We start from the raw sequence: 21,895 nt of genomic DNA on the forward strand, positions 1-21,895 counted from the left end.
AGCACAGATAGAGATTTAACGTAGTAGACAAGCGAATGAGCGGAGAAGACGAGCCCGAACATAGTGCAATTGAAGCCTGGAAAAAATCGCGCGCCGGTGCATGGGCCGGGCGCGGCTTCCACTACCAGCACCTGATTTCAACCCTTATTCTTATACGGCAGTGGGCCGGCCTTGCGCCGTCCGGGTTTCTCGTGCCGGAGGGATTGGACGACTGCGTTGTCGAGCTTGCAGACCGCGACATCTGGCTTCAGATCAAATCGCGCAACGAAGGCACATTCAGCAATACCGAAGTGCAGGCGTTCCTGACCGCCACCCGTGCCAAGGTCGCAGCAGCTAAAGGTGCGAAAGAAAACCACGCTGTCGTTGTTCTTGAGCATCCGCGAACCGGTCTGAATGAGGCTGGCGTCGACCGGCTTTTTGATGATGAGACGCCAACCGTATTCACCTGTGCAGAGCCGGGCGAAGACGGCATCGGGCTGCTTTCGGCGCAGCTCGACACGGCGGAAGTCATTGCTGACGGCATTGTCAGCGATCTTTACAGACTGGTCGCCGATGCGTCGCAGGCGAACGCATCCTTGCCCTTTGAACAAAGGTGGCGGATATCCACCACCGAGGTGGAACGTCGCATCTTTGAACGTTTGGAGGCGGAAGACCCTTCCGCGATAGACCGCGCTATGGGGTCCGGCGCTCTGGAACCGGTCGATTTTAGCAAGCCTGTTAGGGAACCAGCGTTCTATCAGGGTGTAAAGGTCCGGCCGGGACACGTCGCTTCCGGGCTTGTACTGGACCGTCCAGACGATACGAATACGGTTGTCCACGCGCTCAGGCGGCGACGGCATGTACTTATATCGGGTCCGTCAGGTGCCGGAAAATCCGCACTCATGTGGCTGGCTACCCATGTGCTTGCTGGCGAACTCAGGTGGTACCAGATCACGGCGCGGGCCGCGGTTGCTGATGCCGACGCCATCATTCGCTTTGTACGCGCCCGCCGCCCGACGGAAGATTCTCCGATCGGTTTGGCGCTCGATGATGTTGGCTCTGCAAACACTGACCTCTGGGATGTGCTCGTCGGCGAACTGAGGGGGATACCTTCCGTTTATTTTCTTGGTTCCGTGCGCCAGGAAGATGTCGCTCTCATCGCCAACCAGTCGGATACCGAGTTTGTTGCCGTAGCGCTTGATGCAAAGCTGGCCGAGTCTGTATGGCAGAAGCTCCATGCCGAGAAGCAGACAAACTGGGAACACTGGCGTGAACCCTTTGAACAGTCCGAAGGACTCATGCTCGAATATGTGCATGTGCTGACCCAGGGCAGGCGGCTTGCCGCCGTGATTGACGAACAGGTTCGGCAAAGGCAACAAGATGAGCGACATGACGAACTGGCAATCATAAGAAGTACAGCCGTCCTCTGTGCCCGTGGTGCAGAGATCCAGGCACGCAAGCTGTTTTCTCTGCTCGGCATTAAGCCCGAGGACGCCAGCCGCGCGTTGTCCCGGCTCCTTGACGAGCATCTGGTGAGAGAAAGCCGTCCCGGCGTGCTGGGCGGGCTTCATATCCTGCGCTCGCAGGCTCTGAGCAAGGCATCACACGATGAGGCTACCTTCTTAAGTGCGGACTCGTTGTGGCGGGCCATTCCGGCCGTAACCAGCGAGACCCTGCCAAGGACGGTTCAGTCGATCCTCACTGACGTGCGGGACGAAGGCGAGGCCGCAGCCTTACACAAGCTGGCGGAAATGCTCGGCGCCAGCTCCGACATTGATACATGGGTAGCCATCCTGACCGGACTCGGACTTGCAACGCTGGAACGCCGGGTTGCCTCGTTTATGGAGGTGCTTCAACAACATGGGGTGCAGCGTGCCCAGTGGTTGCTGGCATCCATGTTCAGCGATCCGGGCATCGACATCCCCGAGTTGTCAGAGTTTGAGCAGTGGCAAAATCTTCGTGACGCCGTGCTTGCTTTCCGCGCCCTGCCGAAGGATGACCTTCGGCCCGCCTGTCTGGAGTACCTTCCCGAGCGAAGCGTCGTCCCGTCCTGCCAGGATGTGCAGCAGGCCAACAAATTTCTCTCCTGCCTAGCACCGATATGCGGGGGTGAACCCGTGCCTCTCACAATCTCGGCCGCCTTTGCTGGCGATGGACAGCAGAATATGCATCAAGTCGCGGCCTTGCTGTCCACGGCTTACTTGATCGGTCCGGACGTGGCCCGAAATCTCGTGCAGGCGTTCGGCGGCGAACAGGTCTTGTTTGAGTTGTTCAGGTCTCAAACGCCGTGGGCATCTACGCCCGTTGTTGACCCCAACGGGACACATGGACGTACTGTCCGTTCCGATTGGTACTACGTGGCTGAACAGGAACAGCCCGATCCCCATGAGTCGGTCTGCAGCATTTGCGAGACCTTGATCGCAATGTCACCGGACTCGGATGCCGCAGCATCGGATGCGGTAAATCCGCAGGGCCAGCCTATTGCAATCGGGGGCTTCACGCCCTGGTCAAAGAATATGCCGAGGAAAAACATCCCCCCCAAAACCCGCGTTGCGTGGAACGTGGCCTTCCGGCAGATCATGCTTGCCCGATTCGCTTCCGACAGTCTCACTGAATATACCCGGCAGATGACTGAATTGGTAAAGCGTACCGAGAAGGTCTTTCGGTCTTTCACCGAAAAATGGATCAAAGGCAAAAGCATTGGGAATGCGGACGCGCTGGCCGAGGAAGTCAATGAGATCATCCAGGCCATCAATGCGCTCGCTTACGCCACGCCCGAAAATCCAACATCTGAAATGACGACTCCTGCGGCTGGTGCCGGGGAAGACGATACACTTGGCGCGCTGCTTACCGGCGTACTCGGCAATCTCATGAGAAGAATGAGCAACGTCCCCAGTAACGAGCGTGCAAAGGGTCTGGCCACCTTCGCGGGGAGCTTGGCCGCGCAGGCGCGCGACCACGGGCAGTCAGCCATATGGCGGACAAATCCAGAGCCGCCCCTTCGTGAACTCGGCGCTTTGAGTGAGCGTCTCGGCGATGTTGCGTGCATCCTTCACGAAATGGCACATGACGATGCCCAGCCGTCAATTCAGGGAGTCGTTCAGTCTGCGAGGAAAGGCAGCTTCGGCAAGGCAACCCGTGCTGCCGCACGGCGTTGTCAATCTCTTGCCGATCAGCGGTTTCGCCAAAGGCTGAAGGCTCTGGAAACGGCGCTCTGGGACAACGGCTGGAATGCCCGGTGCTGGTCCCGGCCGATTGACGAGGCGGACAGCGTGTACTGGCCCGCTCGGGAGGTCGCGGTTCTTGTTGAAATAATGGATTTCGTGACGGACGCAGGATACATCGAAGACTCGCTCACGGTGGGGCAGCAGCATCTTGGAAGCGACTGGCGCTTTAGAGTCGTACCGGTCATCAATGGCTATGTCCTGCCGGCTTTGGCCCTGCTTCCGTCATCACATGTTCCCTTGCCCGATCAGGAATTCACGAAGGACTGGCAGGAACACATCAACCGGCCGTTTTTGTTACCGCGAATCGTGGACAGATTTGACGAGGCGCTGGCGGCCTGCAATCAGCTATCAGGGATATTGGCTTGCCGCGATCCCGAGAATCTGCACCCGGAAGAAATTAAAGTATTTTCACAGGCTGTTGAGTCCTTCGAGCGCAATCGTGATTTTGTCGCTGAAGCGGCTGAAAGCGCCGGCTCCGAGCATCTGGCTTGGGCATACAACTACCTAAACGAAACCTGGGATCAGGTTGTTCGCGAGTTTGAGTCTGCGAAGGCCGGGAAGCCCGCTGCTCAGCCGCTGTGCATGAATGCCCATCTCGCACTTGCTGGACAGACAAATGACCAGACGGCTGAATTTGCCATCGCACGCATCCTTATGCTTCAGGCTGAGTGCGTCGGCGCAGCGGAGAGCAGCGGGAATCAGCCGTCAGGAGCAATGTGACCATGGGAAACTCACCGTCTCCAAAAGAGGTCGTAATTTCTCACATGACCGGGACAGCTCCGGAACGCCGTAATGAGATCATGGCGATGTGGGACCGCTACAACCCGGAAGTCATCGTCGTTCAGGACGCAAAGCACATCACGCTGAATGCCACCAAAGACCGGATCAAATTTGATGCCAAGACGATGGAGGTGTTCTGGTTGATCGGATTCAGCGGCTGGCGCGCGATCGAGTGCTACTCGCCCAATGTCATCGTATCAGCGGCCTCAGGCCAAACGATAGAAGCGATCATTCTGGACGACGCGGAACTCCCGGAAGTGGAACGCGCCTACCGTGAGCGACGCGCCGCCGCGCAAACGCTCATCGATGCGGCGGACCCGGCAACCGCGCCATGGCCGTCCGACCTGCCGCGCCCGAATGCCAGCCGCGACGCTTTTGACGATCCCCAGTACAAGGCCGCCTTCGATCTCACGTGTTTCGCCGTTGCGTTCGCACTGTTTCATGAATTTCGCCACGTTATGCTCGATCGGGATAAGCAGCGACCTGAAGATTTGAGAGAAGAGGAGCTAGCCTGCGATATCTGGGCGCGGGAGTTCATGACCGTCAAACTCGCGGCCTATGCGCAAGATCATGGTCATCACTATCACGAGGTGTTGCGCAAGCGTTCTATGGGTTTCGCTCTTGCTGCACTGATACTCCATGAGATTACCCCGGTCTGGGATCATGGCGGCAACGCGGCCTATTTTTCAGTTGCCACCCGCCTGCAGACAATCCTCGACAACACATATCTGCCGGACGACGACCATTTCTGGGTTTTTGCCGCGTCATTACTAATCGGAATATTTCGCCAGAAGGGTCAAGCGATCACGGCGCAGCCTATGGAGGCTCGCCCACTGGTACGCCATCTATTGGCGGGCCTATAGCCAGCCAGACTCCTGGTCTTTTCGAATTAATTGGCGTTCGTCATTCATGGTGCGTCCGGCTAAAGCCGGACCAGGGGAGTTGTCAGAGCAATTCGAACTTGTCTCAGCATGCCTCAGCAATGGCGAGCGTTAGAACGCGAGAAGGCCGCGCCATTCGGAGAGAGCGGCGGCGCGGTTCAGCTTGAATATAGTTCGAGAGGAAAGGCTGCGTTCTGAGTTGAAGAGATTATAGACGGCGGCATGGACGGCGGCGAATTGCTGCAAACTTCGCGTTCGGCGGAACCTCAGCATTGCTCGCTCCCTTCGTCGGAAGGGCAGATGTGAATTCTCAGCACGATTGTTCATCCAACGGCCAGTATGCTGACGATCGATGTTGCCGATCTCTTTCATCGCGGCCCCATAGGACCGAAGCCGATCGGTTACGATAGCCTCGGGTCGTCCGTGTTTGCGCATTGCTTTCCTTAGGAATTTCAACGCAGCTTTCTTATCTCGTTTTTTCGTCACGAAGGATTTCAGGACCTCGCCCTCGTGATCCACGGCGCGCCATAGGTAATATATCTCGCCGTTGATCTTCACGAACACCTCGTCCAGGTGCCATCGCCAGAGGCTTGATCGCATGCTCTGGATCCGTCGCTTGCGGATCTCAGAGGCGAACACTGGGCCGAACCGCTGCGACCAAAAGCGCACCGTTTCGTGGCTGATATCGATCCCGCGCTCGTGAAGAAGATCCTCCACGTTCCGTAGTGAGAGTGGGAAGCGAATGTACATCATGACCGCAAGGCGGATGATCTCGGGCGATGTCTTGAAGTATCGGAATGGGCTGCGTTTGCTCATGGCCGGACGCTACGAGATCGCTAGACCTTGCTCAAGGCGATTTGCTCTGACAATGCCGCGGAATGGGCTGCGTTTGGACATGGCCGGACGCTACGAAATCGCCCGACCTTGCTCAAGGCGATTTGCTCTGACACTGCCTTCTAGGGAGCTAAGAATTTTCAAAAGCTGTTTGTTCTTTTGTATAACAAGAAAAAGAATTATAGTGTTTTCGAGAAAAGCAAGAAGCATCTGAAAGTACGGAATAAATCAGAATGCAACCGTTTGCAAAAAAATCAAAGAGGGTCTCTCTTTCTGACATTGCGCAGCTTGCAGGAGTGTCGACGGCGACGGTATCGAGAGTATTGGGCGGTCAATCTGGCCCGAGTGAGACCACGCGAAAGTCTGTATTGGAAACGGCCGATAGGCTCGGCTATGCGCCCAATGTGATCGCGCGCGCCATGTCGACGCGCCGGTCCAAGCTCATTGGAATTGTTGTGGCGGATTTGGAAGATCCCTTTTTCGTCGAGGTTCTCGATGGGGCATACGAACAAGCGAGCAAGCACGGGTATCATCTTTTAGTAGCGAGTTCTCGCCGCGACCCTCGCGTGGAGAAAGCGATAATCGAGGATTTTCACGGGTATTGCGTCGATGGTATTTTACTCGCAGGCACGCCGCATCGAGATTTGGATGCTGAGCTCTCCCTTGCGCAAACACTGAGCGCACTTAATGCAGAAAGTATCCATATCATTCAACTTGGATTGCGCCGGTTCCCCATTCCTTTGTTCAGAGTTGATTTTGCGAGCATAGCCGCCGATGCAACAAGGCATTTGCTCGCTTTGGGGCATCGCCGGATCAGCTACATCAGTGATGCCATTCCAATGGAGATTCGCGAACTTCATAACATCGGGATGGCCAGAGCAATGGGTGAAGTCGGTGTCGCGTTCGATCCCTCATTAATGCTCGAATGGAATAAATTGCAGCATACGGAATTGCTGAGAGAACTGCTTGAAAGCGGCGTCACTGCAGTGCTTGGAGCTGATGATTCGACAGCACTGTCGATCATGTTCTCGCTGCAGAATCTGAAGATCAAGGTGCCGCGTGATTTGAGCGTGATGGGCATGGACGGAACGCAGCTTGCCACGCAGCTATTTGAACCAGCGCTTTCGACGGTCGCGTTACCGATCAAATCTATCGGTGCGCAAGCCATTGCAGAAATTGTCCGCGTTGCCGGCGGCGGCAATCAACGTGATGAACTCGTGTTGCCACACCAGCTGGTTCCCCGCGAAAGCACAGCCTCGCCCGGGAATCTCCAGGCAAGCCGTTCACTGATGGCGCGATAGTCAATTATAGCGGTATAGGAGAGTTGTCCGTGGGTTCGAAGATCAAAATCTTAGAGGCGGCGGCGAATTTAGTTCGGTCGGGAGATACTCTCGTCGTTGGCGCGTCGTCTGGTGTCTCTGTTCCGGATGCTGTCCTTGGAGCTCTAGGCAAAAAATTTGAGACCTCCGGCGCCCCCGGCAACTTGACGGTTATATTTCCGATCAATGTCGGCGATATGTTCGGCCAAAAGGGTTTAGATCACCTTGCAAGCGAAGGGCAGGTGCAACGTCTGATTGGCGGGTCATATCCTTCGGGTCCAAGTGGCGCCGAGCCCCCGGCCATTCGACGGCTGATCGAAGACCAAAAAGTGCTGGCATATAACCTTCCGGTTGGCGTTATCACGGCTCTAGTAGGTGAAACCGCAGCAAAGGGGCCTGGTGTTTTAACGGACTTGGGGCTTGGTACATTCATCGACGAGGAGTTCGGCGGCGGTGGGATGAACCAGCGGTCCAAATCCGAACCGTTTGCCAAGCGGGTCGAACTGTTGGGAAAAACTTACTTGTTCTTTCCATCTCAGCCGATAAACGTGGCGATTATCCGTGCCACTACGGCAGACCAGCACGGTAACCTGACCTTTGAGAATGAGGGCGCATTGATCGCGCCATACACACTAGCCGCCGCAGCGAAAGCAAATAGAGGTATCGTGATCGCCCAAGTCGAGCGCTGCCGGGATGCGCGGGTTGTTGACCCGAAGGCTGTTAAGGTACCGGGTTACATGGTTGATGCCGTAGTTGTTGCGCCAGATCAAATGCAGGCGACTCATACGCGCTATGACCCAGCAATATCAGGTCAGGATTGGGCTCCAGTTAGCCGGCTTCCATGTATTGAGGACCCTGTGGAAAGCCTCATCACCCGGCGTATTGGCGGTCAGGTACATGCAGGGGAAGTCGCCGTTCTTGGTTATGGGGTATGTGCAAATCTACCGGCATTGTTGGCGAGAAGTGGTGAAATCGATCTTGTTTCTTTTGTAATTGAGCAGGGCTCAGTCGGAGGAATACCGCTAACAGGATTTCAGTTCGGTTGCTCTTACAACGCACAAGCTTATTTAGACACCAGTCTTGCGTTCGATTATCTGAGGGGAGGTGGGTTTGACGTTGCCTTGCTCTCATTCTTGCAGATCGATGCAGCGGGGAATCTCAACGTTAGCCACCTGCCTTCGAAGCCGCATATAACCGCCGGGATCGGCGGATTCATGGATATTGTCCATAACGCCCCGCGGTTGGTGTTCGCGGGTCGCCTACGTGGCGGTGCCAGCAAGATTTCAGTGGAGCCAAACGCATTGGCAATCGAAACCGAGGGAAGTCATGCGAAGTTTGTCAAAGAGGTTGATCAAGTTACTGTAACCGCTGATGCGCTTTGCCGGGGCGGTCGCGACGTCAAGATAGTGACGGAGCGTTGCACGTTCTCATTGGAAGCTGACGGGCTTCATCTCATAGAAATCGTTCCAGGGATCGATCCAAAATCGCAGGTGATCGATCTTTGTGATGTGCCTGTGTACGTGCGTGAACCGCTCACTGTTATGGATAAACGATTGTTCTTGGATAATTCGGCGCCTCTGCTCGGTTGATTGAGCGGGAGGCTCTGAGTTTCACGGAGGGTGATTTGATCAATATTTCCGAACGGCATTCCATGATTCGGGATACGGCACATTCGTTCTGTGAGCGGGAGATTCGCCCCGTTGCCGACGCGCTAGACGAAGCTGAAGTTTTCCCAGAGAAACTCTATTCTCGGATGGCGGAAATTGGTTTGTTTGGCGTCAGTCTACCCGATAGCGATGGTGGTGTCGGAGCAGACATGCTCGCATATGCGATCGTGATGGAAGAAATTGGGCGTGGCTACGCATCCCTGGCAGATGAGCTGGGCAACGTAGAAATGGTGGGCACGTTACTGTCTCGGTATGGCACGCCTGAGCAGAAAAGCCGATATCTAGATCCTCTTCTCAAAGGTACTTATGTTTCTGCATTTGCAATTACCGAAGCAAATGCTGGTTCTGATGTTGCGGGTATCCGCACGATGGCTACTAGGGCTGCAAATGGTTGGGAGCTGAACGGCGAGAAAATCTGGATTCATAATGCGCCTAATTTCGATTTTGCAGTGGTTCTTGCGCGCACCGATAAAGATAAAGGGCATAGGGGGATGAGCACGTTCCTTGTAGACCGTAATTTGCCCGGCGTAAGTAGCGGTCGAAAGGAACGAAAGATGGGGCAGCGTGCTTCACAAGTAGGCCCAATCAGCTTCGACAACGTCCATTTGCCTGACGATGCATTGCTCGGCCCTGAGAACAGGGGGTTTCATCAAATGATGAGCGTCCTGGAGAAGGGTAGAATCGGAATCGCAGGGATGGCTGTTGGGATTATTCGCGCGGCACTTGATGCTTCGATCGAACAAGCAAAGATGCGGCATCAATTTAGCGAGCCAATTGCAAATTTCCAGGCGATCCAAATTCTCCTGGCGGATATGGCGAAGGATTTACATGCCGCCCGCCTCCTAACCTATGCCGCTGCAGAGAAATTGGAAAAGGAAGGCCGGGCAGGGCTCGAAGTTTCGATCGCAAAATGTTTTGCCTCGGATGCCGCGGTCGCCCGTAGCTCAGACGCCATTCAAATCTTTGGCGGTAGCGGTTACATCCGGGGGTTTGAAGTTGAGCGCCTTTACCGGGATGCCAAGATCACTCAGATCTATGAGGGAACAAATCAAATTCAGCGGATGATCATCGCCCGCCAATTGATTGCTGACTGAGAGCACTAGCAAAAGCGAGGAGATTCGAAAAATGACTACACCAACATTCCTGAATCCAGAAGATCTGCATGCGCCGGGCGGCTATAGTCATGCCGTAACCTGTTCAGGCCGTCTCCTCGTAGTTTCCGGGCAGATCGGGTTTGACAAGGATCGTAAGATAGTTGGGGAAAACGATTTTTCCCTTCAATGCGCCCAGGCCTTTGAGAACCTAGTAATGGTTTTGAAGTCTGGAGGGGCTAAGCCAAGTGATGTTGTTCGCTTAGGCATCATACTAAGTGATCGGCAGTACTTGCCTGAATTGAGGAAAATTAGAGCTCAATTTTTCCCCGCGCCGTTGCCAGCTTCCACACTAATTATTGCTGGATTAATCCTACCAGAACTGAAGATAGAGGTTGAAGCTCTTGCACAGTTACCTGCTTGAGAAAACCCTTTGAGCATCGCTTGGCGACAATGCAATCATTTCTATAGACGGATCAGCATAGTTTATTGGGCCTCTTTGAGGGGGTCGTGCCGGTACACGAGCTATTCATCGCTGCTTGGCGCGCGGATCCAACCAATCCCGCAAGCCGTCGCCGAGAAAGTTGAACCCCATGACGACCGTGAAGATCGCAAAACCCGGGAACGCCGATACCCACCATTGCGATATCAGAGTACGCCCTTCAGAAACCATGGCGCCCCATTCCGGGATGGGAGGCACCACACCAAGGCCCAAGAAACTGAGGCCTGCAAACGTGATAACTGCAGTACCAATATCAAGTGTGAAGAGCGTAATCAGTGGTCCGATAGTGTTTGGAAGAATATGCCGAAGGAAGATTCGGCTAGAACCAAACCCCATCATGCGCGCGGCATCTACATATTCCAATGATCGCTGAACTATGACAAGACTTCTGCTGATTCGTGCATATTTTGGCCACCAAACAACGACCATTGCGATAATTGTATTGGTCCACCCAACCCCCAAAGCCGCAGCAATAGCCATGGCAAGGATCAAGGGTGGGAAACATAGAAACAAATCGGTAACCCGCATCATTAGCTCTTCAAGCCGGCCGCCAATGTGTCCCGCGATGCCGCCCAGGACTGTGCCCATGGTCCCACCGATCAAAACAACCAGAATGCCTGTCGGGAGTGAAACTCTGGTGCCATAAATAACTCGAGACAGTACATCGCGTCCCAATTCGTCCGTGCCAAGCAGATGAGCCGAGGATGGAGGCAAAAGACGTTGGGTTAACTCTACCGCATCGTAATCATAGGGCGCTATGGCCGGACCCAGCAAGATGATCAGCGCCCAGAAAGCTACTATTGCAGCGCCGATGAATGCCAATAGATAGCGTCTCAGCAGCTTCTTGCTACGGCTCTCCACGCCATGCGCGGCGGCCAGTGCGGTGTCCTCAACGGCGCTCATCTGCGCCCCACCCGGGGGTCAAGCAATGCGTAGCTCATATCCACGATTATGTTCATTATGAGATAGACGATCGCGACAACTAGGGTGATTCCCATGATCGCCGGGAAGTCCAGAGATGTTGCGCTCTGATAGGTGTAGCGGCCTAGACCAGGCCAAGCGAAAATCGTTTCTGTCATAACTGTGCCCGCGAGCAGTTCGGCATAAGCGAGGCCCCCAAGCGTGACAACAGGTATCAATGCATTTGGAACGGCATGGGTGACGACAACCTGCGGTTCAGTCAGCCCCTTTGCGCGGGCGACACGCACGTAGTCTTGCCCTAGGGTTTCCAACATGCTTGATCGCATTGTACGGGTAATCAGTCCAAGAGTTGATGCTGCTAACACGGTTGCAGGCATAATCAAATGTGCCAGAGCCGCTCGAAAAGTGTCCCAATCACCGGCGATGATGCTGTCAATCGTGAACATTCCAGTTACGGTTGGAGGCGCAATATCGGTGATGCCTAGGCGTCCGGGAGACGGAGCAATCTTTAGTCCTCCGTAGAATAAAGCCAGTGCTAAAAATGCGAGCCAGAATGTGGGTGCCGCGACCCCAATTAGAGAGATGATGCGCGCAAAATGGTCCACGAACCGATCTCGGAACACCGATGCTATGATCCCGAATGGAACTCCAATGATAATAGTGATCAAGGCGGCAGCGGTAGCGAGTTCAATAGAGGCTGGTGCGTACTGTAAAATATCGTCGACAACTCCACGTCGCGTCTTGATAGAGATGCCAAGGTCACCTTGAAAGAGCCCTTTTAGAAAGAGGAAATACTGTTCATGAAGCGGTAGATCGAGACCCCATTGTGTCCGAAAACGAGCGACGGTAGTGGGGTTCGACGCCGCTAAGTCTCCTAGCATCGCACGAATGGGGTCCGTCGGAACCATATGTGTAATAAGGAAAATTACAACTGTTGCCGCTAAGGCCATCAATGCCGCGACAATCAACCTGTTAAGAAAGTAACTGAGCAGCATCTAAGCAACTATCCTCAACTGGTTATTCGAGAAAATCGGTGTGGCCGGATAGTGGCAAAAAATGATGGTTGGACGCTGGCATGGTACCGGACCAACGTCCAACCACCCTATTTTCTATGACGACGGTTGAATGTCATACAGATTTACCTGCCAACCTGCAGCGGTAAGGCGCCATCCCTTGATGTTTGTCCGGGTAGCGACGCGATAAATTGGCTGGAACAGAATCAGGTAGTTTGCGTTGTCGACCAAAGCTTCCATGTATTTGCGGTACCACTTATTTGCTTCCTCAGTGGTTTTCGCGCTTCCAGCTTTAGTCACAAGTTCCGTAACTTCGGGGGGGCAATCCCACCTCACACGCTTTGACACACGTTGTACAGAGGCGGAAGCCCAGGTCCATGGCTCTGGGCCATCTGGGTTCCAGAAAGTCAACACGGATGGCAGTTCTCCTGCGCGATACTTATCTCTAGCAGTGGATTGGTCGACGGGCCTGAGGTTCGCTGTAATTCCAACCTTGCTAAGGTCAGATTTTACAGTTTGTGCGATCAGCGAATAGGTCGTCCCCGCAACCGAGGCATCACCATAGTAGAGATCAAAGCTGAAGCCGTCCGGCATTCCGGCTTCTGCCAACAACTTTTTGGCTTTATCTGGGTCGTACTGATAACCGATTTCGTTAGTGAGCTCTGATGTGGCCCCACCAACTCCGTTGGGAATAAAACTTGGTGGGCGCGTTGCATAGCCGGCCATAAGGCCATCTATCATCGCGTCATAATTGATAGCGGCGGCAATCGCCTGACGCGCTTTCTTATTTGCCAGCGCCTTGTTCAACTCGGAACTGGACGTCAGGGTCATGTAAACGTAATCGAGGCTAGTGCCCTTAATGAGGTTATAATTTTCGTTACCTTCTAGGTCATTGAGCTGCGGTGGCGTCAAGTTTAGTGCCGCATCAATATCAGTATTCTCGAGAGTTAAAAGCTGTGTGGCACTTTCTGGAATGTGTTTGAGAACAACGCGCTTGAAAGAGGCAGGTGCGCGCCAGTAGTTGTCGTTGCGATCAAGAACGACTTGTGAGTTTCGTTCCCACTGGCGAATGATGTATGGGCCAGTCCCTGCAGAATGTGAATCAAGCCACGAGGTTGCTTGGTCCGTCGTGTCGGCATCAGCAGTGCTTGTGCCACCTTGTTCTTTGATGGCTTTTGAGTCCGCGATTACAAACGTAGGTCCGACCAGGAGATTGAGCAGCGGCTGGTCCTTGTCCTTCATCACAATCTTAACCGTGAGCGGGTCAATAACATCAACGCGATCAATATTCCCTGCCAGCTCGGCAGGATTATCTTTGAGGTTGATGAGGCGGTCAAACGTGAACTTAACGTCTTCAGCGCTTAGAGAGTTTCCCGTGTGAAACTGGATGCCTTCCCGAAGATTGAACTGCCAAGCTTGTCCATCATCAACACGCTCCCAGGATTTTGCGAGCGAGGGACGAACAGTTTCATAATCTCCCGGCTCCATCGTAACCAAAGGTTCATAAGCGCCCATCATTACAATTGGAGAAGAGTAGGCAAACTGATGCCCCGGATCGAAGGAGTTCATATCGCTCATATCTAGCCCTATGACTAGAACATCTTTCGATTCTGCGTAAGCAAAACGTATTCCACTAGCGTTAACCATTGCCGCTCCCAATGCAGAAGCCGCTAGTTTTAATCCTGTGCGTCTTGATACTTTCATCATGGCCTGAGTCTCCGTTTTTCCCCAATTATCGGAATTCTTGTGCCTTAACGGACCGAACAAATGTCACTTAGGCACGCTCCGTATTAAAGACGGTAACAGAGCTTATTTTGAAAAGAAAGCGCTTTCTTAATCGCTATTTTCAATGTTAATGTGCCAAACTGAACTTGAGATGAATGGGCCCACCGCGCTGGGTTTTGTGAAAATAAAACTGTATCGAGAGGTAAGGATGGCCGTGTCTTTGAGCGATGTTGCTAAACGAGCAAACTTGTCGCTGGCGACGGTTTCCCGCGTGCTAAGCGGATCTGATTACAAAGTTTCAAATGCTACAAGAGAGCGTGTTCTTAAGGCTTCCCAGGAACTGGGATACCGACCGAATGAGATTGCGCGGGCTCTCGCTCGACGTATGACAAACACTCTTGGGGTGATTGTCGGCGACATCACGGATTCTTACTTCGCCGAGATTGCCCGGGGGGTCGAAGACGCCGGGAGTGCGGACGGGTATTTGACGATCGTTTGTAATGCCGACCGTAACCCATCAGCCGAACTGGCATACTTCCAAATGCTACTTGAGCACCAAGCTGCCGGTATATTGTTTGCGGGCGGATTTTATCCGGATGTGCCGGACACTGACCGATTGTATCAAGCCTTGAAGAAAGTCAAGGGCTCGAACACCAAAGTCTTGAGCCTCGCCGATCGTGGTTATGACGGGATAAAAGTCGTGTCAGTGGATAACGTTGCGGTTCTTCGCGACCTTACCAGGCACCTTATTAAGCTCGGGCACCGTCGTATTGCATATATCGATGGCCCGGAAGGCCTCAGCACAAGCATTCAGCGGCGGCGCGGATATGAACAAGCGATGCAAGAGGCCGATCTCAATACAAACCTAGTTTTTCCGGGTGGGTTTGGAATTGAATCGGGTCGTCTGGCGGCAGCAACGATGTTGGCACAGAGCCTTCCAGATGCGGTGGTTGCAGCAACGGATGATACTGCTATCGGGGCGGTAGTTACGTTCCGGCAAGCAGGAATAGATGTTCCCCGCCAAATATCTGTGGCCGGTGTGGATGATTCAAAATACGCGCAGTTGATGAATCTCACCACAGTCAAGCTACCAACCTACGAACTTGGAGCGCTCGCCACGCGTTTGATTCTGGGGCCCGCCGAAGCTTTCAGCGATAGAACGATTTTAACCCATCGTATAGTCCGGCGTGGATCGACGACCTGGGCTGCAAACGTCGTCCCATCCGGCGGCACGAGCCGTGCTGGCTAATTTTGGGCACCTGAAATGGAGTATTGTTGAGTGGACAAAGATAGCTGGTTTCGTCTTGAGGGGAAGACAGCGCTTATCACCGGTGGAAGTAGTGGGATTGGCTTAGCAATCGCTCAGGCGTTCATCTCGTTGGGCTCACATGTAATCATTCTCGATCGAGCTCCTGCAACCGCTAAAGTAGCACAAGACCTTTCGTCACAATACGGCGTCAAGGTTCGTAGCTTTGCAGTGGACGTTCGGGACCGATCATCGTTGCGGGGCGTCAGAGATACACTCGAAAACGAAGAGCAAGGCCTAGATATTCTAGTTCCTAATGCGGGGATAAACGTTCGGGTTCCTTTGCTGGAATTGGCGCCGGCAGACGTTGAGGACATCGTAGCCACCAACTTAACGGGTGTAATCGCTACCTTGCAGGAATTTGGTCCGTTGATGATCGGGCGCCCTGGCGCGCGCGTGGTTATCACGGGGTCGGTTATTTCAACGCACGGCATGGTCCTACGAGCGACCTACGCAGCGACAAAAGCCGGTTTGAGCGGCTTAACACGCAGTCTTGCGATGGAGTGGGGTCCGCAAGCTGTGAACGTGAATGCAGTTGGGCCGGGAATCATCAAGACTGCGCTCACGGATGCTTACATGGCAAGCAATCCTGAATGTGCTGAGGCTGGCGTCAATCATACAGCGTTAGGGCGGATTGGAACTCCCGAGGAAGTTGCGGACGCAGTCACATTTTTAGCTTCGCATGCCGCGCGATTTATCACCGGTCAAACGCTGTATGTCGACGGAGGTTTATCGGCTGGTAGCAATTGGTGGTGACGTCAGTATTTTCTGGCAATTATTTGAATGGTGAGAAGCATGTCAGACAATGACTCGATCTTGACCTTTCCGATTGGAAAAGAAATTACTCTTACCCAAAAAGTATCTGAGTCAGATGTAATTAATTTTGCTGATATTACAGGAGATAAGGATCCGATTCATTTGGATCAGGAGTATGCAAAAAGTACTCTTTACGGTGAAAGAATAGCTCACGGGGCATTGATTATTGGTTATATGTCCAAAGCCTCTACTTTGATCCACGAAGGTTTTGGCAGGCCTCTGGTGTCTCTTGGTTATGATAGAATTCGGCTGATAGAGCCTGTTTTTATCGATGATATAATTACAATAAAATATAAAGTAATAGATAAAGATATTGATAAGAGTAGGACGATAGCGAATATAACTGTGACTAATCAAAGAGGTAATACTGTTCTAGTCGCGAATCATATTCAGAAAATAATTTAGAGTCGGCCGCGATTATGCACGAGAATCCGACCCGAGAAAAAGACGCTGCCGTACAGCAAACCGATACACCGATTTTAAAGGTGTCTGGTCTGCGTACTTGGTTTTTTTCCGATAGCGGCATAGTTCGTGCGGTCGATGGCGTTGAGTTTGATGTTCTTCCAGGAGAAACAGTTGGAATTGTTGGGGAATCGGGCTCTGGGAAAAGCATAACTGGGCTTTCGATTATGCGACTAATCGATGAACCGGGACGAATTGTAGAAGGTGAGATCAAATTTCGGGGTAAAGATATTATCAAGCTGGATAGGCACGAGATTCGGAGCCTTCGAGGTCAATCGATTGGAATGGTCTTTCAGGATCCGATGACCTCCCTGAATCCGGTTGTTCGGATCGTCCGGCAGATCGTCGAGGGTATATTAGCGCACAAACGCGGGACCGTTAGCCGTAAGCAGGCGGTAAGTCGATCTGTCGAATTGCTACACCGCATGGGCATTCCAGAGCCTGAGCGGGCTCTAACGAATTATCCGCATCAATTTTCTGGTGGAATGCGTCAGAGAGTGATGCTTGCCATCGGGTTCGGAAACCAGCCGCCACTTATCGTGGCCGATGAACCCACAACGGCGCTGGACGTTACGATTCAGCGAGGAATTTTAGACCTTCTGCGAGAACTCAACACAGATCTGGGCACTTCAATATTACTGATAACCCACGATCTGGGTGTCGTTGCCGCTTTGTGCCATCGAGTGGTGGTGATGTACGCTGGCGAAGTGGTTGAATCCGGTCCTGCCATCGATGTCCTGTCGCATCCATTGCATCCCTATACACAATCCTTGCTGAATGCTGTCCCTCGGCTTGATAAGCCTACGCAAAACGGCCGGCGCCTAAGCGTCATCGAGGGGCAGCCGCCTGATCCGAAGAATCACGCAAAAGGCTGCCGTTTTGAGCCGCGTTGCCCCTACCGGGTGGAGAAGTGTTTGACGCATCCGACGCTGATTGAATCACGCCCTGGTCACAGAGCTGCTTGTTGGGTGTCTGCCAGTGAGAAAACGCCGCCTTGGCAAAGAGAAAGTAAGGTTGAATCTTCGCCAGAGGTTGCAGTGCGCAGGCGTCAAATCTGCGACGAACCGATTTTGCAGATTGAAGGTTTGACGAAGCATTTTGCTGTGGGTGGCAATCATCTGTTTGGTAGCAAGGCCATCGTTCATGCCGTCGACGATGTGAACCTCACCGTCAGACGTGGTGAGACAATCGGGTTGGTTGGAGAATCTGGAAGCGGCAAGTCCACTTTAGCGCGCCTGATTATGCGCCTCCATACAACAACGGCCGGCACGATCAACTTTAGAGGCTTCGATCTTGCGGCGCTAGACGAGGCGGCAATGCGGCCTTTGCGCCGTCACATGCAAATGATTTTTCAAGACCCCTACGCTTCTCTCAATCCGCGAATGAACGTTCGCCAGACTGTGTCGGAACCATATCGATTCCACCACAGAGGTGCGTCGGCGAAGGAAGTTGATGAACGTGTGATAAGTATGTTGCGCAGGGTCGGGTTAGATGCCGAAGGGATGCTTGATCGTTACCCTCACGAGTTCTCGGGCGGCCAACGCCAGCGTATCGGAATTGCGCGAAGCTTAATCTTGGAACCAGAGCTTGTCGTGGCAGACGAGCCAATCTCCGCATTGGATGTCAACATTCAGGCGCAAATTATAAACTTGTTGGTCGACTTACAGGAAGAATTGGGGCTCACCTATATCTTTATCGCCCATGATTTAGCGGTTGTACGACATATCGCTGATCGCATAGCAGTGATGTATCTGGGGCGCATTATAGAGATTGCCGATAGCGCTGAGCTTTTTACAAATCCCCTTCATCCATATACCCGAATGCTAATGGCCGCGGTGCCTATTCCAGACGTCGAGGTCGAACGGGCACGAACCCGCAAAGCTCCTTTTGGTGAAATTCCAAGCGTCATAAACCCACCTAGCGGCTGCCGTTTCCGCACACGTTGCCCACACGTACAGGCCTTGTGTGCAGAGGCAACTCCGCCACTAGCAGAACATAGCTCGAGGCACGCAGTAGCCTGTCATTTTGCCGATCAACTTTCTGGCGACACGACGTTTACTTAAGGGTGAGGACTGATAACTGGCGCTCACGTTTTGTCGCCATAGCCGGAGGAACAAATGAGTAAAATATTAGAAAACAATAACTTAATAAATAAGACGGCATTAATAGTTGGCGCTGCTTCTCTTGGTGGCATTGGTTTTGCTATCGCAAATGCAATGGCTGCTACGGGCGCGACCGTTGCAATAGCCGACATCAGCGAACAGGAGGCGCGTGAAAGCCTCAAAGCCTTGCCGCAAGCGCAAGGCTCTGCTCATTCAGCCCATGGCGTGGATGTAACCGTGGCTGAATCCGTTAAGGGCCTGGTCAACGAGGTTGCGGCGACGCATGGAAGCATCGACATTTTGGTAAATGCCGCTGCCATTCTGATTGTCGAGCCATTCTTGGAGATTGATCCAGTCTCTTGGGACCAGACCATGGCAGTCAATTTGCGCGGGCAGTTTCTGGTAGCACAAGAAGTAGCTAAGCTCATGGTGGCCCAGGGTGCTGGCGGACGCATTATTCTCGTCGCCTCGAATGTTGGGCGAACTCCGCGAATCAACAATGCAAGCTACGCTGCATCCAAAGCGGCGGTTATTCACCTCGCCCGTTCGATGGCGCTTGAGATCTCCAAGCATCAGATTACCACCAACGCACTATGCCCAGGGTCGACCGCCACCACCATGCTGCTCGACAATCAAGCTGGTGGCAACGCGGATCGGCTGCAGGGAATCATCCACGGAAGCCTAGAGCAATGGCGTACAGGCATCCCTCTAGGCCGCTTGGCGGAACCAGAGGATCAAGCTGCGCTATGCGTGTTCCTTGCAAGCGACGGGGGGCGTCATATTACGGGCCAGGCGATTTGTATTGACGGCGGACAAAGCCTTTTCTAGGGAACAGCAAGATGAGGATCATAGATGCGGCAGAGGCAGCGAGCCTCGTACGTTCAGGTGACACTGTTCTGATAGGCGGATCAGGTGGAGGGCATGCCGTCCCGGAGGCTCTGATTGTGGCTCTTGGGAGACGGTACTTAGCCGATGGAGAGCCAAACAGTATAAGTCTCTTACATCCCGTCGGACTTGGTGACGAAGACACCCAAGGAGTCGCACACCTTGCCCATAAGGGGCTCCTAAAACGGATAGTCACCGGCGTGTTCGTTGACTCACCGCCGATTGAAGGACTGGCGAGCGAGGACTTGATCGAGGCTTACACGCTGCCTCAGGGCGCATTGTCTATTTTGATGCGGGAAATGGCGGCAGGTCGGCCGGGTGTGATAACCAAAACTGGTTTACACACGTTCGTGGATCCACGCATCGGTGGAGGAAAACAGTCTCCGTCAGCCAAAGAAGATCTTGTAGAACTGCTGACTTTGAATGGCGAAGAATGGCTGTTCTATAAAACTATGCCTGTCGATGTTGCATTTCTGAGAGGCACCACTGCCGACGAAGATGGCAATATCACTATGGAAGAAGAAGCCATATTCGGTGAAATGCTCTCGATGGCGCAAGCTACGCGGCGAGCCGGTGGCATAGTGATTGTCCAAGTAAAGCGGTTGGCCCAGCGTCAAACCTTACCGCCAAAACAGGTGAAAATTCCGGGGATCTTAGTGGATGCGGTTGTGGTGGACCCGGATCAGCGACAGTCCTATCTGACCAACTATAGCCCAGCCTTTGCTGGTGAGCTTCGCGTTCCTCTCTCCGATATTGAGAAACTGCCACTTGGCGCCAGAAAGGTTGTCGCCAGGCGCGCCGCTTTTGAGCTTTTTCCCGAAGCGGTTTGCAACCTGGGATCAGGTGTCTCAACTGGAATTGCGAATGTGGCTGCGGAGGAGGGGATCCTCCACGACATCACACTCACCAATGAACAAGGGTTGATTGGCGGCGCGCCGGCAAGCGGAGTAGAGGCCGGCGCGGCAACAAACTACGTAGCCATGGTAGATCAACCCTATCAATTTGATTTTTACGATGGTGGTGGCCTTGACCTTGCCTTTCTGTCGTTTGCAGAGGTTGACGAAGGCGGCAACGTAAATGTTAGCCGCTTTGGTGATCGCATTATTGGTTTCGGCGGATTTATCAACATTAGCCAGAATGCGAAGACCGTGATTTTCGGTGGAACATTTACTGCGGGGGGCGCAAAGCTAGACTGGTCGGGCGGTCGCGCAAAGGTCATTGAAGAAGGCCGTTCGCGCAAGTTTGTCAGCAAGGTGCAACAGATAAGCTACAGCGCTTCATACGGCTTTGAACGCGGACAGACGGTTTTGTATGTCACAGAGCGCGCGGTATTCCGATTGCTGAAGGGAGGGTTGGAATTAACTGAGATAGCCCCTGGAATCGATCTTGAGAAGGATGTTCTCAAACAAATGGGATTCCGGCCGGCCATTTCACCTGATCTAAAAGAAATGGACCATCGGATATTCATGCAAGATCCGATTGGGATGGCAGACGAATTGAAATCAAAACCAAAACGCAAACGTGCTGCGAGATTGACCGAGTTAGGTTGGTTTCAAGGTGTCGGATCAAGAGGCAGATAAATGACTGAGAATCAGGGGCGGAAGATTGAACGGGATGCGATCCTTCAGGAAAGATCGGTTGCCGGGGTCGCTATATTACGCATTGCGTCAAAGCCATTAGGGGTATTGAGGATTTCGGTTAAGAAAGCGCTGCGAGAGCGACTCGCGGCGCTTGAGACCGACCCAGCTATCAGGGTTGTTATATTGACTGGCAATGGGAATGCGTTCTCTGTCGGCTCGGACATTCGAGATTTTGAGGCTGACGAAGGCTGGCTTTTGGCGGCGGAGGATGAAGAAAAGAAGCTAAATGAGCAGATCGAAATGTCGCGCTTGGCGGTGATTGCCGCCTGCAACGGTCACTGCCACGGTGGTGGATTGGTGCTCGCGATGGCATGCGATCTGCGCATCGCTGCAGATTCTGCCGTCTTCAGTCTTCCGGAAATCAAGGTTGGTGCGTTTGCCTCGGCAGGAGGAACTCAACGCGTTTGCCAGTTCTTGGGAAAAGGGCGTGCCATGGATATGCTTCTGACTGGTCGTGCTTTGAGTGGAAGTGAGGCGCTGGAGATTGGGCTGATCGACCGAATTGCGCCGGAAGGTGAATTGATTGATGCGGCTACAGAATTAGCAAAGCAGATCGCCTCCCTACCCACAGAAGCCATTGAAGCCTCTAAACGGTGCGTAAATGAGGGGCTTCGCTACGGCTGGGCGCAAGGCATCGAACTGGAAACTAAGTATGCGGTTTCTTTGGGGTTAAGTGAGGGCGCTGCCGAGGGGCAAAAAGCGTTCCTGGAAAAGCGCGCACCTCGCTTTAACCAAGATTAAGTGG

At 53.3% G+C, this 21,895-nt stretch carries 17 protein-coding genes; 13 read left to right on the forward strand and 4 right to left on the reverse strand.

Translation table 11 applies throughout. The annotated features are described in order from the left end of the window. The first annotated feature begins 35 nt into the window (after nt 1-35). A complete protein-coding gene (locus tag ABIE63_RS16375) occupies nt 36-3,926 on the forward strand; it encodes a hypothetical protein (RefSeq protein ID WP_354506121.1) in 3,891 nt (1,296 codons plus the stop codon). A 44-nt stretch (nt 3,927-3,970) separates the two neighbouring features. Next, nucleotides 3,971-4,849: a hypothetical protein gene (locus ABIE63_RS16380; protein WP_354506124.1), complete on the forward strand. Its 879-nt coding sequence runs from the start codon at nt 3,971-3,973 to the stop codon at nt 4,847-4,849. 129 nt (nt 4,850-4,978) lie between these two features. Here the strand turns inward: ABIE63_RS16380 and ABIE63_RS16385 are convergent, their stop codons facing one another. Then, nucleotides 4,979-5,683: an IS6 family transposase gene (locus ABIE63_RS16385; protein ID WP_354506127.1), complete on the reverse strand. Its 705-nt coding sequence runs from the start codon at nt 5,681-5,683 to the stop codon at nt 4,979-4,981. A 251-nt stretch (nt 5,684-5,934) separates the two neighbouring features. On the opposite strand from ABIE63_RS16385, the gene ABIE63_RS16390 reads away from it, so the two are divergent. The 4 genes from ABIE63_RS16390 to ABIE63_RS16405 are packed head-to-tail and all read left to right on the forward strand — an operon-like array spanning nt 5,935 to nt 10,202. Next, nucleotides 5,935-7,002, forward strand: coding sequence for a LacI family DNA-binding transcriptional regulator (locus ABIE63_RS16390; RefSeq protein WP_354506130.1), 1,068 nt, complete (start codon nt 5,935-5,937; stop codon nt 7,000-7,002). Nucleotides 7,003-7,031: 29 nt separating this feature from the next. Then, on the forward strand, nt 7,032-8,609 hold the full coding sequence (locus tag ABIE63_RS16395) for a malonate decarboxylase subunit alpha (protein WP_354506133.1): 1,578 nt from the start codon (nt 7,032-7,034) through the stop codon (nt 8,607-8,609). Between the two features lie 35 nt (nt 8,610-8,644). Continuing rightward, entirely contained in the window at nt 8,645-9,781 is a 1,137-nt protein-coding gene (locus ABIE63_RS16400) for an acyl-CoA dehydrogenase family protein (RefSeq protein ID WP_354506136.1), read from the forward strand. 31 nt (nt 9,782-9,812) lie between these two features. Beyond that, complete coding sequence (locus ABIE63_RS16405) at nt 9,813-10,202, forward strand: RidA family protein (protein WP_354506139.1); 390 nt, start codon at nt 9,813-9,815, stop codon at nt 10,200-10,202. 105 nt (nt 10,203-10,307) lie between these two features. On the opposite strand, the gene ABIE63_RS16410 is transcribed toward ABIE63_RS16405, so the two are convergent. From ABIE63_RS16410 to ABIE63_RS16420, 3 genes are all read right to left on the reverse strand, one after another. Beyond that, nucleotides 10,308-11,183, reverse strand: coding sequence for an ABC transporter permease (locus ABIE63_RS16410; protein ID WP_354506142.1), 876 nt, complete (start codon nt 11,181-11,183; stop codon nt 10,308-10,310). Then, nucleotides 11,180-12,196 (reverse strand): ABC transporter permease, encoded by a 1,017-nt coding sequence (locus tag ABIE63_RS16415; RefSeq protein ID WP_354506145.1) that lies wholly within the window; start codon nt 12,194-12,196, stop codon nt 11,180-11,182. Before ABIE63_RS16415 ends, ABIE63_RS16410 begins: the two co-directional genes overlap by 4 nt. A 114-nt stretch (nt 12,197-12,310) precedes the next feature. Next, nucleotides 12,311-13,921, reverse strand: coding sequence for an ABC transporter substrate-binding protein (locus tag ABIE63_RS16420; protein ID WP_354506147.1), 1,611 nt, complete (start codon nt 13,919-13,921; stop codon nt 12,311-12,313). A 226-nt stretch (nt 13,922-14,147) separates the two neighbouring features. On the opposite strand from ABIE63_RS16420, the gene ABIE63_RS16425 reads away from it, so the two are divergent. Genes ABIE63_RS16425 through ABIE63_RS16455 form a run of 7 tightly spaced genes read left to right on the forward strand, consistent with a single transcriptional unit; the run spans nt 14,148 to nt 21,891 of the window. Continuing rightward, nucleotides 14,148-15,188 (forward strand): LacI family DNA-binding transcriptional regulator, encoded by a 1,041-nt coding sequence (locus ABIE63_RS16425; protein WP_354506150.1) that lies wholly within the window; start codon nt 14,148-14,150, stop codon nt 15,186-15,188. Nucleotides 15,189-15,218: 30 nt separating this feature from the next. After that, entirely contained in the window at nt 15,219-16,001 is a 783-nt protein-coding gene (locus ABIE63_RS16430; protein WP_354506153.1) for an SDR family NAD(P)-dependent oxidoreductase, read from the forward strand. Nucleotides 16,002-16,040: 39 nt separating this feature from the next. After that, nucleotides 16,041-16,466, forward strand: a complete 426-nt coding sequence (locus ABIE63_RS16435) for a MaoC/PaaZ C-terminal domain-containing protein (protein ID WP_354506156.1) — start codon at nt 16,041-16,043, stop codon at nt 16,464-16,466. Nucleotides 16,467-16,480: 14 nt separating this feature from the next. Then, nucleotides 16,481-18,586 carry an ABC transporter ATP-binding protein gene (locus ABIE63_RS16440; protein ID WP_354506159.1) on the forward strand — a complete coding sequence of 702 codons (2,106 nt, stop codon included), beginning with the start codon at nt 16,481-16,483 and terminating at the stop codon, nt 18,584-18,586. Between the two features lie 54 nt (nt 18,587-18,640). After that, complete coding sequence (locus tag ABIE63_RS16445) at nt 18,641-19,453, forward strand: SDR family oxidoreductase (protein WP_354506162.1); 813 nt, start codon at nt 18,641-18,643, stop codon at nt 19,451-19,453. Nucleotides 19,454-19,464: 11 nt separating this feature from the next. Beyond that, nucleotides 19,465-21,090: a CoA-transferase gene (locus ABIE63_RS16450; RefSeq protein WP_354506165.1), complete on the forward strand. Its 1,626-nt coding sequence runs from the start codon at nt 19,465-19,467 to the stop codon at nt 21,088-21,090. Next, a complete protein-coding gene (locus ABIE63_RS16455) occupies nt 21,091-21,891 on the forward strand; it encodes an enoyl-CoA hydratase/isomerase family protein (RefSeq protein ID WP_354506168.1) in 801 nt (266 codons plus the stop codon). Nucleotides 21,892-21,895 lie beyond the last annotated feature (4 nt).

The sequence above is a fragment of the Limibacillus sp. MBR-115 genome, assembly GCF_040549425.1.
GTDB classification, from domain to species: domain Bacteria; phylum Pseudomonadota; class Alphaproteobacteria; order Kiloniellales; family CECT-8803; genus Limibacillus; species Limibacillus halophilus.

Excerpts from the sequence above, each read along its gene's own strand:
- ABIE63_RS16375 (WP_354506121.1), top strand. The coding sequence starts at position 36 with ATGAGCGGAGAAGACGAGCCCGAACATAGTGCAATTGAAGCCTGGAAA.
- ABIE63_RS16380 (WP_354506124.1), top strand. The coding sequence starts at position 3,971 with ATGACCGGGACAGCTCCGGAACGCCGTAATGAGATCATGGCGATGTGG.
- ABIE63_RS16385 (WP_354506127.1), bottom strand. The coding sequence starts at position 5,683 with ATGAGCAAACGCAGCCCATTCCGATACTTCAAGACATCGCCCGAGATC.
- ABIE63_RS16390 (WP_354506130.1), top strand. The coding sequence starts at position 5,935 with ATGCAACCGTTTGCAAAAAAATCAAAGAGGGTCTCTCTTTCTGACATT.
- ABIE63_RS16405 (WP_354506139.1), top strand. The coding sequence starts at position 9,813 with ATGACTACACCAACATTCCTGAATCCAGAAGATCTGCATGCGCCGGGC.
- ABIE63_RS16410 (WP_354506142.1), bottom strand. The coding sequence starts at position 11,183 with ATGAGCGCCGTTGAGGACACCGCACTGGCCGCCGCGCATGGCGTGGAG.
- ABIE63_RS16415 (WP_354506145.1), bottom strand. The coding sequence starts at position 12,196 with ATGCTGCTCAGTTACTTTCTTAACAGGTTGATTGTCGCGGCATTGATG.
- ABIE63_RS16420 (WP_354506147.1), bottom strand. The coding sequence starts at position 13,921 with ATGATGAAAGTATCAAGACGCACAGGATTAAAACTAGCGGCTTCTGCA.
- ABIE63_RS16425 (WP_354506150.1), top strand. The coding sequence starts at position 14,148 with ATGGCCGTGTCTTTGAGCGATGTTGCTAAACGAGCAAACTTGTCGCTG.
- ABIE63_RS16435 (WP_354506156.1), top strand. The coding sequence starts at position 16,041 with ATGTCAGACAATGACTCGATCTTGACCTTTCCGATTGGAAAAGAAATT.
- ABIE63_RS16440 (WP_354506159.1), top strand. The coding sequence starts at position 16,481 with ATGCACGAGAATCCGACCCGAGAAAAAGACGCTGCCGTACAGCAAACC.
- ABIE63_RS16445 (WP_354506162.1), top strand. The coding sequence starts at position 18,641 with ATGAGTAAAATATTAGAAAACAATAACTTAATAAATAAGACGGCATTA.
- ABIE63_RS16450 (WP_354506165.1), top strand. The coding sequence starts at position 19,465 with ATGAGGATCATAGATGCGGCAGAGGCAGCGAGCCTCGTACGTTCAGGT.
- ABIE63_RS16455 (WP_354506168.1), top strand. The coding sequence starts at position 21,091 with ATGACTGAGAATCAGGGGCGGAAGATTGAACGGGATGCGATCCTTCAG.